The following is a 13,556-nucleotide window of genomic DNA, read 5'->3' as shown; positions in this document are numbered from 1 at the left end:
GCTTGTCGAGTCACGCGGCAAGACCGGGAATCCTCAGGAGCATAGCTAACTATGTGACTGAGGTGAGCGGGTGCAGTCAACGCACCTGCGGCTTGAAGTATGACGGGTATATAAATAATGGCCTTTTGTTGGCTCTGACCACATCCAGAGTAAGACAAAAGGCCATTTATTTGCTATGCGTTAATAAATTAAAGATGTTTAGTCTTTAACCAAAGTACTGTCGGCGCAAAATATCTGCCCCATCGTCTATCGCTTTATGAATTGCCTTCACGCTGCGCTTTTCATCTTTTTCAGCCAATGCTTCCAGCAGATCGTCATAATTATGGTGCCCCTGCGTCATTTCTTCCGACTGCGGGTAGAGATAATTAAAGCATGGCCCAATGCGCACCCAAAGCTGCTCAATTAACACGGTGAGCGTTGGCATCTCTGCGTACTCAAACAGCTGGAAACGAAACTCCCGATTGGCCTGCAGCGCAGCCTCAACGCTGACATGCTTCGCTTCAAGAAACGCATTACAAAGCTGCTGCAGACGGGCGAGTTTTGTTTTATCCATATAACGTGCCGCCTGCTCTACCGCCATACCCTCCAGATTTTTACGGATGGTTGTAATTTCGTGGTAGCGCCCCAGAGAAATTTCAGGCACCAAAAAAGCCTGCGCCGGCGTCGCGTCCAGCGCGCCAGAAGAAACAAGACGCAAAAGCGCTTCACGCACCGGCGTAATGCTGGTGCCAAGCTGCTCTGCAATCTCTTTGGTCACTAATCTTGCGCCGGGTTTTAAGGTTCCCACGATCAACGCACTCTTTAACCTGCCCTCTACTTGCATGGTTAAACTCATTCTTTGCGCTTTTTCTAAGTCAAGCATGTTTATTTCCTATAGCAAAATAACTACTTTGTATTTGCAGTTTAATAACTGGCTTGTCATCAATGGAGTATATAGGATATATCATGTACTCTTACCACAAATTTATACCACCATGCGAATTAACCTGACGAAACATTCGATATCCGTCAATAATTTAGACGGTAACGTATAGGGATTGACTACAATGAAAGCATCTGGCCGTAAACTCGCAACTCTGGCTGTATTAATTAGCCTGGTAACCCCCTTTAGCTACGCAAGTGAATTAGTTATAGCCCAACCTGCTTCCGCCACCGCGATGGATCCCGGTTTTCTTAAAGAAGCCGCCACCCTGGTGGACAATATTTTCGATACGCTGGTCCTGCGTGATAAAAACATGCAGCTTCAACCGGGCCTTGCAACATCCTGGAAAGCGCTGGATGACACGACCTGGCAATTCGACTTACGCCCCGGCGTTACTTTCACCAACGGTGAACCTGTTAACGCCGCGGCTGTGAAATTCTCTATCGACCGTATTCTTGACCCGGCCAACCACGCTCCGACCATTTCTTACATCCGCACCATTAAGTCGGTAGAGGTCACAGGCGACTATCAAGTTCGCATTCACACCGACGGCCCTGACCCGCTGTTACCGACCCGTATGAGCCGTTATCCGACCTATATCGTGCCGCCTGCCTATGTAAGTAAAGTCGGTGCTGCGGAATTTGCACGAAAACCTATTGGTAGTGGAGCATATACATTAAAAGAATTTATACCAGATGAACGTGTCGTTATGCAGGCTAATCCACATTATTGGCGTGGAAAACCCACAATTGACCAGGTGACCTGGCGTCCAATCCCCGAAGCAACTGCCCGTATTACTGCCCTGTTAACAGGTGAAGTACAGCTGGTTGACAGCGTCCCTGCCGATCTTGTTTCGACGCTTAAAAACAAGCCAGGTATTCATCTCGAGCAGGTGAAAGGCGGCGGATTGACCATTTACCTCGGCCTGAAGAATGGTGAGAAACCTTTAAGTGATGCGCGGGTTCGCCAGGCGCTGTCGCTGGCGCTGAATCGTCAAGCCTATACCACCCAACTCCTGCACGGCTTTGGCACGCCAACCGGCACCATGGCTGGTGCGAAGGATTTTGGCTACCTCAATGTTCCGGCCCCTGAGCAGGACATCGCCAAAGCAAAAGCCTTACTTAAGGAAGCGGGTTACCCGGACGGCTTCACGCTGAAATTCCAGGCGCCGCGTCGCTATATCGCCAGCGCCGAAGTGGCCCAGGCGATTGTGCAGGACTTAGCGGCCATCGGCGTGAAGGCGCAGCTTGAAGTGCCTGAGTGGTCCGTCTATACCCAGCAGGTGGCTTCCGGTAAACAGGCAGAAATGTACATGCTGGCTTGGGGCTCAACCCAGACCCTGGATGCCGATGCCGCGCTGTACCCTATCCTGCACTCCGGCGAGCCGTACTCCACGGTCAGCAACCCTGAACTGGATAAGCTGCTGAACGCCAGCCGCTCAACGGTAGATGCGAAGAAGCGTGAAGTTATCCTGCAGGACATCCAGAAAGTTGTCGCCAAAGAGCAGCCGCTGATCCCGCTCTACCGCGAGGATTCTCTGTATGCCAACAGCGACAGCCTGAACTTTACCGGACGCGCCGACGCCCGTATCCCGCTGTATGATTTGAGGCTGAAATGATTTTTCCCGGACGCGCCCTGACCCGCCGCCCTAGACGCCTGATTTCAGGTGACGGGGCGCTGGGGGGCTTATTGCTTGGCATCGTGATCCTGCTGGCACTGGTGGCCCCTTGGCTGCCCTTGCCCGACCCGTTAACCAACAACCTGGCGGATACCTTCCTGCCGCCGGGCAGCGAAACGGCAAGCGGGATGCACTGGCTCGGTACCGATCAGCTCGGGCGCGATTTGCTGTCAAGGATCCTGGCGGGCACCCGCCTTTCCCTGATGGTGGTGTTACTGGCGGCGGCAATTGCCGCCGTTATCGGCACCCTGCTGGGCATGCTGGCAGGCTACGTTGGCGGCTGGCTCGATGCCGTTATCATGCGCCTGATGGACATCCAGCTGGCGGTGCCGTTTATTCTGCTGATTTTGCTGGTGATGGCGCTGTTCGGCACCTCACTGGAAAACATTATTCTGATCATGGGCGTGACCAGTTGGGCGATTTACGCCCGCGTGGCGCGCGCCAAAACGCTTGAACTGCGCGAGCTGGAATATATCGAAGCCGTCCGCGCCATGGGCTTTTCCACGCCGCGTATTCTGCTGCGGCATATTTTGCCTAACCTCGCCACGCCGCTGGTTGTGCTGCTGACGCTGGATATTCCAAGACTGATTGTGCTTGAAGCCTCCATTGGCTTTCTCGGGATGGGGATCCAGCCGCCAACGCCTACGCTCGGTAACCTGATTGGCGAGGGGCGTTCCTACATGCTGCTGGCGGAATGGCTGGTGCTGTGGCCGGGGCTGATTATTGCGGCGCTGGTCATCGGCTGTAACCTGCTCGGCGACAGCCTGCTGCGCAAAACCCACACGAGGCTCGACTGATGCTGCGCTACATTCTTTCCCGCTTCGCGCAGGCCGTGCTGGTGATGTTTGGCGTCTCGCTGCTGATTTTTTACAGCCTGCACCTGACCGGTGACCCGGCTGCGGTGATGATGCCGCCCGGCTCTTCCCAGCAAGAAATAGACAACTTCCGCCACGCAATGGGGTTTGACCGACCGCTGCTCTGGCAATACGGCCATTACCTGAACGGCCTGTTGCACGGCGATCTTGGCCTGTCCCTGCGCTATGACCAGCCGGTAACCGAGCTTATCGCCCAGCGCGTGCCTGCCACGCTACTGCTGGCCGTTTCTGCCCTGGCGTGGAGCACCGTAGTCGGCCTGCTGCTTGGCCTGGTGAGCGCGGTCTGGCGCAACAGCGTTTGGGACTTACTCGCCCGCCTGTTTGCCTTTAGCGGCCAGGCCGTGCCGGTATTCTGGCTGGGCCTGTTGATGATTATCTGGTTCAGCCTGCATCTGCGCTGGCTGCCCTCCAGCGGCTACGGCACCTTCAGCCATTTGATCATGCCCGCCATTAGCCTTGGGGCCTATTACATGAGCGCCATTGCGCGCCTGGTGAGAGCCAGCCTGATCGACGTGCTGGCTCAGGATTACATCCGCACGGCGCAGGCCAAGGGGCTGAGTTCGTGGCGCATTCTGATTCGCCACGGCCTGCGTAATGCGCTGATCCCGGTGGTCACCGTGCAGGGAATGTATTTTGCTTCCCTGCTGGGCGGCGCGCTGGTCACCGAAATTATTTTTGCCTGGCCCGGCATTGGTCGTCTTGCGGTGCAGGCCATTCAAAACCGTGACTTCCCGCTGGTGCAGGCGATTGTCCTGCTAGCCGCGCTGGTGTTTGTGGTGGTGAACCTAATCATTGATTTGCTGTACGTGGTACTGAACCCGAGGATCCGGCTATGAAATCTCTTGATGCAACGCTGGATCTCCTGCACCAGATGACGCCTTTCCGCAGCGTGGCGGGCAATATCGATCAGCAGCGCGACCTGGCGCAGTGGCTTGAGCGTTGGCTGGTTGAAGAAACTGACGCCGAAGTGCTGTATCCGGTCAGCCAGCAGCTTCAGGACGATGCTCCCCCGCTGGTGCATGTGCGCATTGATATCGGTTCACCGCGAACCCTTGTGCTCTACAACATGTACGACGTGATGCCCGCCGAAGAAGATGGCTGGGAAGTCGACCCGTTCGTGGGCGGCCTCAAACACTGGTCGGATAAAGGCGATGTGTTTATTTCTCGCGGCGCGGAAAACAACAAAGGCCCGCTGGCGGGCATGCTGATGGTGGTGCGCGACCTCTATCACTCTGGCCGCCTGCATACCAACATTGAGATCCTGCTGGAAGGCGAAGAAGAGATTGGCAGCGGCAACCTGCGCCGCTACCTCGCCCGGCAGCCTTGCCCGGTTGTCCCGGCAGAAGCGGTGCTTTTCCCTTCCCTGTGCGAATACGGCGGCGGTGCGCCGCGCATTTATCTGGGCTTCACCGGCCGCAGCGGTGGTCGTCTGGTGGTCAAAGGCGGCAGCTGGGGTGGCCCGAAAGCGGCGATCCACGCCAGCAATGCCGCATGGATTGATAACCCGGTCTGGCGGCTGGTGCAGGCATTAAGCACTCTTGCCCCGCCTCACGCCAACGGCGTGCTCGAAACGGGCGAGCTGGATGAAGAAGCCAGCTCAATACTGGACGACCTCGCGCGGGAATTTAACCTGGCGGACGAACTGACCTTCCGCCGCAGCGAAAAATACGCCATCAGCGGCGACAGTTTCAGCAATCTGGCATACCTGCTGGGCAGCGCGGTGCTTAGCGTGTCGGAGATAGCCAGCCTGCCGCGCGGCGCTCAGGGCGTGATCCCTCCAGAAGCCTTCGCTGACCTGGTGCTAAGAACACCGCCAGTCGTCGATGCCGAACGCCTGATGCAGCGCATGAAAGAGCAGCTTGCCAGCCCCGCACTTGCCGGAGCCGTGCTTGAGCCGGGGGACAGCTACCCCGGCTACCGCTTCAGCATTGATGACGCTGGCGTGCTTGAGCTGATGGCGAGCTATCACCAGCGGCAGGCAAAACCGCAAATCTGGCCCTGGGCGCCAGGCTGCGCCCCGGCCTACGCCTTCGCCCCTGTGGCTCCAGCCTTCCTGATCGGCGGCCTGGGCTACGGCGGCAATGCCCACGGCGTGAACGAATTCGTCACGCTCAGGGGCTTACAACGCTACCAACAATCGCTTAATGACTGGCTACTTGCCTTTTAAATACGGCCAGCACCCGGGAACCAGACAGGATAATGCATGAAAAACGTCAATGATTTTGAACGTGTTACGCTCGGATTCTTCCCCACGCCGTTGGAATCTTTACCCCGCCTGAGCGAAACGCTTGGCCTAAACGTAAAGATTAAGCGCGACGACTACAGCGGTTTTGGCGGCGGCGGCAACAAAGTCCGCAAACTGGAATACCTGATGGCCGAAGCCTGCCGCGAAGGAGTAAAAGTGGTGATAACCACCGGCGGCCACCAGTCTAACCACGCGCGGATGGTCGCCGCGGCCGCCCGTAAATTTGGCATGAAACCGGTGCTGGTTCTGCGCGGCGATGAGCCACAAACTTATCAGGGGAATCTCCTGCTGGACAAACTGTTTGGGGCGGAGCTGCAGTTCCTCGACCCGGAAGGCTATTTCACTCAAATCGAAGGCGCGATGCAGGCACATGCCGATGCAGCTACGGCACGCGGCGAAAAGCCGATGATCATTCCCCTGGGCGGAGCCACGGCGCTGGGAGCGCTGGGCTATGTTCGCGCCGTTGAAGAGATGGATGCCCAGCTTCGTGCCGCGGGTGAATCTGCCCCGGACGTCATTATCGCCCCCACTGGCTCCGGCGGCACGCTGGCCGGGCTGTATGTCGGGGCCCGTCGCTACTGGCCGAAAACGCAAATTATTGGCGTCAGCGTCAGCGCCAAAGCCGACTGGTTCCAGACCCGAATCTCCGCCATGGCCGACGACTGCGCTCGCCTGCTCGACTGGGATCAAACCTGGCAGCCGCAGGACATCCTGATCGAAGACGGTTTTGTTGGCAGCGCCTACGGCGTGCCTTCTGACGGTGGCATCGAGGCGATTTATCAGGTCGCGCAGCAGGAAGGCGTGCTGCTGGATCCGGTTTACACTGGTAAAGCGATGCACGGTTTAATCACCCTCGCGAAAGAAGGCCGTATTGCCGCCGGCAGCAGCGTGGTGTTCATGCACTGTGGGGGCTCACCGGCGCTTTACCCGTTCGCTCAAAAACTTCTGGAGCACTGATCATGCAGATAGTGAACCGTCAGCAGGTGGCCGACCTTGGGGGGAACGACCCGCTACAGGCTCTGCAGGATATCGAGGACACCGTACGACTGCTGAGGCGCGGCGAGGCAGCGATGCCCGCCGAAACCCACGTCAACCTCGAGACGCCGCTGGGGAAGGTTTACGCTCTCCCGGCCAGGGTCGGCGGACGGTTCAATGCGACGGGCGTAAAGTGGACGGCGCATCGCCCTCGCGCCAACGACGGCTATCCGCAGGCGATGGCCACCACGCTGGTTAATCGCGCGGACAACGGCTTGCCGATAGGCCTGGTGGAAAGCGGCAGCCTGACCGCGACGCGAACCGCCGCCGTGTCTGCCCTCGCCTTGAAGCTGGCGGCTCCCCGTCGCCCTTCACGTATTTTATTACTGGGCGCAGGCGTGCAGGCCCGCGCTCATCTCGAAATGCTGACCGCACATTTTCCCGACCTGGACATGGTCTACTGCTGGAACAAAACGCCGGAGCCTCTCGCCGATATGCTCAGCCATGCCGACGAACTCCCCTGGCCAGTCACCCAGTTTGAAACCCTAAGCGATGCGCTGCGCCAGCACTGGGACGCGCTGATTACCTGCACCAGCGCCAGCGAGCCGTTTTTGCGCCCTGGCATCTGGCGGGCCGGAACCCTGGTGTTGCAAATCGGCTATCACGAAGTGGCTTTTGAGACGATTGCCGCCGCAGACAAAGTGGTGGTCGATCTCTGGGGAGACTTCAAGCTGACCAGCGCTAAAAGCCTGTTTCAGATGTACCGCGCCGGGCTTTTCGATGAGCAAAACGTCTCCGCAGATTTAACGCATTTGCTGGTCGATGGCTGGCGTCCTGCGGAAACGGACAAGGTTTACTTTTCTTCTTTCGGCCTCAACGTGTTTGATATCGCCCTTGCCGCCCGCGTTCTAAGCGCTGCGGCCGAACAGGGCAAAGGCAGCAACCTGCCTTTTGGCTGGGAGACCGCCGATGCTGATTAACGCTCCCGATTTGCTAAAACGAATCGAGAACGGCGAGACTTTTGCGCTAATCGATGTCCGGGAACGAGAAGCCTGGCAAACAGGCTCCCTGCCCGGCGCGCTAAGCCTTAACGTCTACGACTATTTTGTGTCTGACTCTACCCCGAAAGGCTACGCTGCGATGGCTGGAGCGTTTGTTCATGCCTGGCAACAGCTTGCCATCGAGAACGGGGCTACGCCGGTGTTCTTCGAGCAAACCGTGGGGATGCGATCTCCGCGTGGCCTGTGGTTCTTGTGGTTTGCTTTGGGTGCAGAAGGACTGATTCTGGACGGCGGGGTAGAAGCCTGGGCAGATGCCGGAGGGAAAATAGCACCGGGGACAGGCCCTTCGGCGATTATTTCTGACGCCGAAGCCCCTGAATGTCAACCGGCCATGCCCCAGCTGGCCGCCACCCGCGCCGAAACGATTGACGCCGATCCGGCATCAATCCTACTTCTGGATGCCCGCAGGCCAACGGAATATGACGGCAGCTTTGTGCACGAATGCTGTGCGCGAGCGGGACGTATTCCGGGGTCAAAACTGTTGTTCTGGGAGGATGTAGTCGAGCATGGCCGTTTCAAATCTGCTGCAGAACTGGCGCGCCTCGCCGCCGAAGCCGGATTTACGCCGTCAAAAAGAGTAATAACCTGGTGCCACCGGGGGGCTCGCGCCGCCACGGTTCTGGTGGCGCTCAAACTTGCAGGTTACCAGGACGTAGCCGTTTACGTCGGCTCCTGGCACGAGTGGGCAAGCCACCGGGAATTACCGCTGGTCAGCGGGGAGTAATCACCCCGCCTTCCGCAGCTTCAGCGCCTGCTGAATATCCGGCGCGGCGGCAATCAGCTGCCGGGTATATTCATGCTGTGGCTTGTCCAGCACCTGTTTTGTGGCACCGGTCTCCACAATTTCACCGCGATAAAGCACCACCACTCTGTCGCACGCCTGACGCACGGCGCCAAGGTCGTGGCTGATAAACAGCACGGTCAGCCCCAGGCGGTCACGCAGATCGGCGAGCAAGGCGAGGATCTGCCCCCGCACGGAGAGATCGAGCGCTGAAACGGCTTCGTCGGCCACCAGCAGTTCGGGTTCAAGCGCCAGCGCGCGGGCAATGGCAATGCGCTGACGCTGCCCGCCGGAGAACGCCGACGGTAGACGATTTGCTGCCGAGGCATCCAGGCCAACCAGCTCCAGCAATTCGCGGACGCGGCTTTGAACTTCCCCCACCGGCCTCAATTTATGCACCCGCAGCGGTTCGGCAATTTGCTCACCCACCGGCATTTTGGGATCCAGACTGGCGTAGGGATCCTGGAAAATAATCTGCGCCCGACGGCGCATCCCCTGCTGCTGCTCACGGCTGGCGCGGCGAACGTCCAGACCATCAAAAATAATGGTGCCGCTGTCGGCCGGAATTAAGCCAATGGCCGCCCTGCCGAGCGTCGTTTTGCCCGAGCCGGACTCGCCGATTAGCCCGACGATCTCGCCTCGCTCAATTTCGAGACTGGTTGGCTTAAGCACGGTCTGGCGACTGGCCGGGAAAAACGGCAGCGCATGCGCCTGCGGATAGCTTTTGGTGAGCTGCGACAGCTGCACCAGCGGCGAACGGGTAATGTCTTTGCGCCGGGTGGGCTGGGGCTCCGGCTGAGAAGCGGCAATGAGCCGACGGGTGTAGTCGGCCTGCGGCGCGGTCAGCAGCGTTGGCACATCGCCCTGCTCAACAATGTTGCCCTGATACAGCACGCAGGCACGGTCTGCATAGCGGGCGACCACGCTTAAGTCGTGGGTAATAAACAGAATGCCCATCGCCATTTCCTGCTGCAGTTCCTGTAGCAAAGCAAGGATTTGAGCCTGAATAGTGACGTCCAGCGCGGTGGTGGGTTCGTCGGCAATCAGCAGCGCGGGTTTGCAGCTAATGGCGCTGGCAATCATCACGCGCTGACGCATGCCGCCGGAAAGCTGGTGAATATACTGTTTTGCCCGCTGCTCCGGGTTCACAATCCCGACCCTGTCCAGCAGCGCGACCGCCTCACGGTGTGCCTGCTTCCAGCTGAGTTTTTGGTGGCGAACCAGCACTTCCGCGATTTGTTCCCCCACTTTCAGCACCGGGTTCATGCTGCTCATCGGCTCCTGAAAAATCGTGGCGATTTGCTGCCCGCGAAGCTCGCGCGGATAAGCTTTTCCCTGTGCCGAAACAACCTGCCCGTCAAACGTCACGTCACCGCCCGTTTGCCGCACGGCACCCGGAAGTAGCCCCATCACAGCCAGAGAGGTTAAGGTTTTCCCTGAGCCTGATTCGCCTACCAGCGCAACAATCTCCCTGCGTGCAACGCTGAATGAAGCGTCCTTCACCAGAGGTTTGCCTTCCAGTGTACTGATGCAAAGCGAATTAACGGTTAACAGCGGATTTTGAACGGTCATACGGATTCCAGACGGGCGCTAACAGCGTGATTTTTGAGACTATAATATCTGCCCCGGTGCGACAAGATGATTTGCTGATAGCTTATTCATTTGGCCTTACTCTCCGGCGTTATTTATACTTTCGTCATACTGACCTGATGTGATTGCCGCCATGACAACCCAAACTCTTCCCCGCCGCTGGGCGCTGCCCGCAGGCCTTGTGGCCTTGCTGCTAAGCGCGCTGGCGCTGGTGTTTATCAGCCATCACTGGAGCGCCTTTATTCAATGGTGCCTGAGTATGCAGATCAGCCTGCATCGCTACCTGGTCTTCTACTTACTGCAAATCAACAACCATCAGTACAGCGGCGGCGTCTGGCTGCTGGTCGGCAGCTTCTTTTACGGCGTACTTCACGCCATTGGTCCTGGGCACGGCAAATTTATCGTCACAACCTATCTCAGCACCAACCAGGAAACGCCTCTCGCCGGACGAGTAGTGCCGTTTCTCGGCAGCCTGATGCAGGGCGTGATCGCCATCGTATTTGTCTTTGTGCTGGCGATTGCGCTTAATTTGTCCAGTGGGGATCTCAGCGAAAGCCGCTGGTATGTAGAGAAAATAAGCGCGGTGCTGATTGGTTGTTTCGGGATTTTTATTGTGCTGAAAGCGCTGCGACAGCAAGCGCCGCTCAGGATGAAATCCTTCACGCCGATAAGCAGTGATGCACCAACGCTGAATCATCATTCACACGATGATCGGTGCGGCTGCGGGCACAACCACGGCGTTGGCTATGATGGCCGGCACGGAAACTGGCTCACGCACCTGGGCGTCATTCTGGCGATTGGCGCTCGCCCCTGCAGCGGGGCCATCATGATTTTGGTGTTTTCAAATGCGCTAGGGTTTATTAGCTGGGGAATAGCCGCGGTGATGACCATGGCGTTCGGCACCGCCCTGTCGATTCTCGGGCTGTCCGTGCTGGTCACCCGCACCCGCGACTCTGTGGGCAAACTCTGGCTTTCACGCACGCCCGCTCAGGTTCGCATTATCGCTACCGGGCTGAAAGTGATTGGTGGCTTGCTGATCGTGCTTTTTGCCGTGGTGCTGTTTATCACCACGATTCCCGTTAGCGCCAACGGCGACTTTATCGCGGCGGGCTGTTAACGCAGAACGGGTTAGAACAGGGAGAACAGCAGCGCGACCGGGAAACTCATCGGCCAGGTGGCGCCAATCAGCACCGAGCAAAGGAGCTTAATGCGTTTGGAGTCTTTGGCGAGCAGCCAGGTGATCCCGGCGCAGATTAACGCCATTACGGCGTAAAAAACCAGCATGTGTTGATAAAGCGTCATACAAGACATTACTACTTGTTAAAAATTTTTGCAGAATATGCTCTTTTTTATGACGCAGATCAAGTTTAGAAACTTTATTTACTCAGTAATAGCTGACTTCCGTCGTCACCTGCTGCCGCTGAGTTTGCTGCGTTTTTCCGATGCCGGTCACCAGCGTGATGTCGCAGGCGATGGGCGATAAGTGTTCGTCGTAACGGCAGTGGCTTTCTGCCGTCAGAAACGGCGTTCTCATCGTTTCAGTCACCAGTTTGTAGTCAAACGGGCGGCGCTCCGCGTCCTCGTAGATGACTTTGGTTTGCGAAGCTACTTTGTCATTCAGGTAAAAATCGACCTGACGAGGGAGACCGTTAGCGTCGTATTCATGATGAGCGATACGCTGCCCGCCCGGCATGAAAAAAATATCCTTCAGCAGCCCGCCAGGCCAGTAGGCATATTTCACTTCCCCCAACTCATCTTTCCTCTTTTTCACCAGACATTTTTCATCGAGCCTGAGGAATAACGGTTTGCCGTTTTGAGTCCCCAGCAGCGAGTTACCTTCGCGGTGAAGCTGCAGCACCATTTTTTGCGCCGAGTCTCTTATATCGAGGCTGGAAACGCATCCATCGCGGTCCACGCTCAGCCGGTTTTCATAATTTATTTCGCCAGAAGGATGCTTCATCACGGTATGCATTTCGCGCACGTTGCCAGCCGGCGCATTGAAATCAAACATCGTCGCCAGGTTGGCGATAACCGGATTTCTTGCCGTCTGAGCATAAGAGAAAGAACAGAAAAGGAGCGGAATAGCCAGCAGTGCGGCTCTTGTTAACGTCATATATCATCCTTGAAAGCAGGCCAACACCTCGTCGGCAAATAGCAGAAAATAAACAGATTAATTCTGAGGTTTAACGTGACACTTTACGCGATCCACCAAACAAAACCCACCGAAGTGGGTTTTTAGGGCACTTACAGCTTAGGAATAATCAGTACTTGTCCGGGGTAAATTTTATCCGGGTGGCTTAGCATCGGTTTATTCGCTTCAAAGATGGTGTTGTACTTGTTGGCATCGCCATAGACATGTTTAGAAATGGCGCTCAGCGTGTCACCCGATTTCACCGTATAGTAAGTGGCTTCCTGCGCAGCATCCGTCGCCTGAATATTATTTTCAACGCTGCTGATACCGGCCACGTTACCCACCGCGACCTGAATTTTTTCTTTCAGCGCTTGGGTCAGCCCATCTCCGCCGGAGATCACCGCTTTGCCGTTTTCTACCGTGACATTCACTTTGTCAGCGCCAGGAATGCCGCTGTTTTTCAAATGTTCCTCAAGTTTGCTGCCCTGCTCGCCTTCGTTCCCCTTCAGCGAGTCCCAAAGTTTGGCGCCCGCGTCTTTGACAAAATCAAATAATCCCATGGTCTTTTCTCCGTTTACTGGTCCCTGTAAGCCTGGCAAAAGAAGCAAAAACCGCCAGCTCGGTGTTTATCATCATGCACGGGGTATTTTTTATGATGTGAGATGAAGCAAGCTAAAAGCAGGTTGCTTAACCGAATGGTGTTAACCAGGAGATGGCCTTTGTGATGGCAATTGATTTTTTTATAAAACCTAATGATATTGATAAGGTTGAATAAAAAGGTTAACCCATATGTTCTCATTCTTGAAAACACTTGGCCGGATGTTTGACAGTCAGGATGCAGGCAAAAGTCAAAAGAAATACTCTGACCAGGAGCTTATTCAGTGGGCTACCGGCTGTATGCTGGAAGGTCTCCCTGATGATTTCTATCAAGCCAGGCTTCTATGTGTTCGTTTCCCCAGCCCAGGGAAGCCAGACTGTTGGATAGTAAGCATAAACCACGATGTAATGTTAACTGCTGAATCAGACTATGAGCGCTTCCATCCTGCTGATGATCTATACCCAACGCAGTGCGTTGAAATGCTCCTTGATGGTAAAGAGTGGCAAGAGGCCACTATGATTTTTAACAAGGAAAAAACTTCATTCAAATGGATTTGACATTATCACAGGCACTCAGTGAGTGGCTGCCGTTATGCCTCGAACCGTTGTTTTTATCACATGCAAAATCACTGGAACCGACAAAATGATTCGGAACGCAATCAGCATGTTAATAGTGATTTCATAGATAATGTCTACGGTCA

The 13,556-nt window shown here is 56.1% G+C and carries 13 protein-coding genes and 2 pseudogenes; 10 read left to right on the top strand and 5 right to left on the bottom strand.

All coding sequences use genetic code 11. The features are described 5' to 3' along the window. Window positions 1-205: 205 nt before the first annotated feature. Entirely contained in the window at window positions 206-862 is a 657-nt protein-coding gene (locus tag LH86_RS15550) for a GntR family transcriptional regulator (protein WP_039303079.1), read from the bottom strand. Between the two features lie 184 nt (window positions 863-1,046). Between LH86_RS15550 and LH86_RS15545 the strand changes: the two genes are divergently transcribed. From LH86_RS15545 to LH86_RS15515, 7 genes are read left to right on the top strand one after another with little or no spacing between them, the layout of a single operon-like run. Further along, a complete protein-coding gene (locus LH86_RS15545; protein WP_039293428.1) occupies window positions 1,047-2,540 on the top strand; it encodes an ABC transporter substrate-binding protein in 1,494 nt (497 codons plus the stop codon). After that, entirely contained in the window at window positions 2,537-3,397 is an 861-nt protein-coding gene (locus LH86_RS15540) for an ABC transporter permease (RefSeq protein WP_039303076.1), read from the top strand. The genes LH86_RS15545 and LH86_RS15540 overlap by 4 nt, the downstream gene beginning before the upstream one ends. After that, on the top strand, window positions 3,397-4,311 hold the full coding sequence (locus LH86_RS15535) for an ABC transporter permease (RefSeq protein ID WP_039303074.1): 915 nt from the start codon (window positions 3,397-3,399) through the stop codon (window positions 4,309-4,311). Before LH86_RS15540 ends, LH86_RS15535 begins: the two co-directional genes overlap by 1 nt. Beyond that, entirely contained in the window at window positions 4,308-5,642 is a 1,335-nt protein-coding gene (locus LH86_RS15530) for a M20 family metallopeptidase (RefSeq protein ID WP_039303071.1), read from the top strand. Before LH86_RS15535 ends, LH86_RS15530 begins: the two co-directional genes overlap by 4 nt. A gap of 36 nt (window positions 5,643-5,678) precedes the next feature. Next, window positions 5,679-6,677: a 1-aminocyclopropane-1-carboxylate deaminase/D-cysteine desulfhydrase gene (locus LH86_RS15525; protein WP_039303068.1), complete on the top strand. Its 999-nt coding sequence runs from the start codon at window positions 5,679-5,681 to the stop codon at window positions 6,675-6,677. Window positions 6,678-6,679: 2 nt separating this feature from the next. Next, complete coding sequence (locus LH86_RS15520) at window positions 6,680-7,675, top strand: ornithine cyclodeaminase family protein (protein ID WP_039303064.1); 996 nt, start codon at window positions 6,680-6,682, stop codon at window positions 7,673-7,675. Continuing rightward, a complete protein-coding gene (locus LH86_RS15515) occupies window positions 7,665-8,480 on the top strand; it encodes a sulfurtransferase (protein ID WP_039303061.1) in 816 nt (271 codons plus the stop codon). Before LH86_RS15520 ends, LH86_RS15515 begins: the two co-directional genes overlap by 11 nt. Here the strand turns inward: LH86_RS15515 and LH86_RS15510 are convergent, their stop codons facing one another. Next, entirely contained in the window at window positions 8,481-10,109 is a 1,629-nt protein-coding gene (locus tag LH86_RS15510) for a dipeptide ABC transporter ATP-binding protein (RefSeq protein ID WP_039303059.1), read from the bottom strand. It abuts the gene before it with no gap. 151 nt (window positions 10,110-10,260) lie between these two features. On the opposite strand from LH86_RS15510, the pseudogene LH86_RS23040 reads away from it, so the two are divergent. Next, window positions 10,261-10,707 (top strand): annotated as a pseudogene (locus LH86_RS23040) (nickel/cobalt transporter); the annotation flags it as partial. 117 nt (window positions 10,708-10,824) lie between these two features. Further along, a pseudogene (locus LH86_RS23035) lies at window positions 10,825-11,244 on the top strand (nickel/cobalt transporter); the annotation flags it as partial. An 11-nt stretch (window positions 11,245-11,255) separates the two neighbouring features. Here LH86_RS23035 and LH86_RS22170 read toward each other — a convergent pair. From LH86_RS22170 to lysM, 3 genes are all read right to left on the bottom strand, one after another. Beyond that, a complete protein-coding gene (locus tag LH86_RS22170; protein WP_008461495.1) occupies window positions 11,256-11,429 on the bottom strand; it encodes a GhoT/OrtT family toxin in 174 nt (57 codons plus the stop codon). Window positions 11,430-11,511: 82 nt separating this feature from the next. Continuing rightward, window positions 11,512-12,240 (bottom strand): YnfC family lipoprotein, encoded by a 729-nt coding sequence (locus LH86_RS15500; RefSeq protein WP_039303056.1) that lies wholly within the window; start codon window positions 12,238-12,240, stop codon window positions 11,512-11,514. Between the two features lie 131 nt (window positions 12,241-12,371). Beyond that, entirely contained in the window at window positions 12,372-12,818 is a 447-nt protein-coding gene (lysM, locus tag LH86_RS15495) for a peptidoglycan-binding protein LysM (RefSeq protein WP_008461492.1), read from the bottom strand. Window positions 12,819-13,047: 229 nt separating this feature from the next. On the opposite strand from lysM, the gene LH86_RS15490 reads away from it, so the two are divergent. Further along, a complete protein-coding gene (locus LH86_RS15490) occupies window positions 13,048-13,413 on the top strand; it encodes a hypothetical protein (RefSeq protein ID WP_052045595.1) in 366 nt (121 codons plus the stop codon). The last annotated feature ends 143 nt before the right edge of the window (window positions 13,414-13,556 follow it).

Origin of the sequence: Cedecea neteri (genome assembly GCF_000758325.1) — a bacterium.
Classification (GTDB): Bacteria; Pseudomonadota; Gammaproteobacteria; order Enterobacterales; family Enterobacteriaceae; genus Cedecea; species Cedecea neteri_B.
Note: the sequence above shows the minus strand (reverse complement) of the source record. Positions and strands in the feature narration are given on the sequence as shown.

Excerpts from the sequence above, each read along its gene's own strand:
- LH86_RS15550 (WP_039303079.1), bottom strand. The coding sequence starts at position 862 with ATGCTTGACTTAGAAAAAGCGCAAAGAATGAGTTTAACCATGCAAGTA.
- LH86_RS15545 (WP_039293428.1), top strand. The coding sequence starts at position 1,047 with ATGAAAGCATCTGGCCGTAAACTCGCAACTCTGGCTGTATTAATTAGC.
- LH86_RS15540 (WP_039303076.1), top strand. The coding sequence starts at position 2,537 with ATGATTTTTCCCGGACGCGCCCTGACCCGCCGCCCTAGACGCCTGATT.
- LH86_RS15535 (WP_039303074.1), top strand. The coding sequence starts at position 3,397 with ATGCTGCGCTACATTCTTTCCCGCTTCGCGCAGGCCGTGCTGGTGATG.
- LH86_RS15530 (WP_039303071.1), top strand. The coding sequence starts at position 4,308 with ATGAAATCTCTTGATGCAACGCTGGATCTCCTGCACCAGATGACGCCT.
- LH86_RS15525 (WP_039303068.1), top strand. The coding sequence starts at position 5,679 with ATGAAAAACGTCAATGATTTTGAACGTGTTACGCTCGGATTCTTCCCC.
- LH86_RS15520 (WP_039303064.1), top strand. The coding sequence starts at position 6,680 with ATGCAGATAGTGAACCGTCAGCAGGTGGCCGACCTTGGGGGGAACGAC.
- LH86_RS15515 (WP_039303061.1), top strand. The coding sequence starts at position 7,665 with ATGCTGATTAACGCTCCCGATTTGCTAAAACGAATCGAGAACGGCGAG.
- LH86_RS15510 (WP_039303059.1), bottom strand. The coding sequence starts at position 10,109 with ATGACCGTTCAAAATCCGCTGTTAACCGTTAATTCGCTTTGCATCAGT.
- LH86_RS22170 (WP_008461495.1), bottom strand. The coding sequence starts at position 11,429 with ATGACGCTTTATCAACACATGCTGGTTTTTTACGCCGTAATGGCGTTA.
- LH86_RS15500 (WP_039303056.1), bottom strand. The coding sequence starts at position 12,240 with ATGACGTTAACAAGAGCCGCACTGCTGGCTATTCCGCTCCTTTTCTGT.
- lysM (WP_008461492.1), bottom strand. The coding sequence starts at position 12,818 with ATGGGATTATTTGATTTTGTCAAAGACGCGGGCGCCAAACTTTGGGAC.
- LH86_RS15490 (WP_052045595.1), top strand. The coding sequence starts at position 13,048 with ATGTTCTCATTCTTGAAAACACTTGGCCGGATGTTTGACAGTCAGGAT.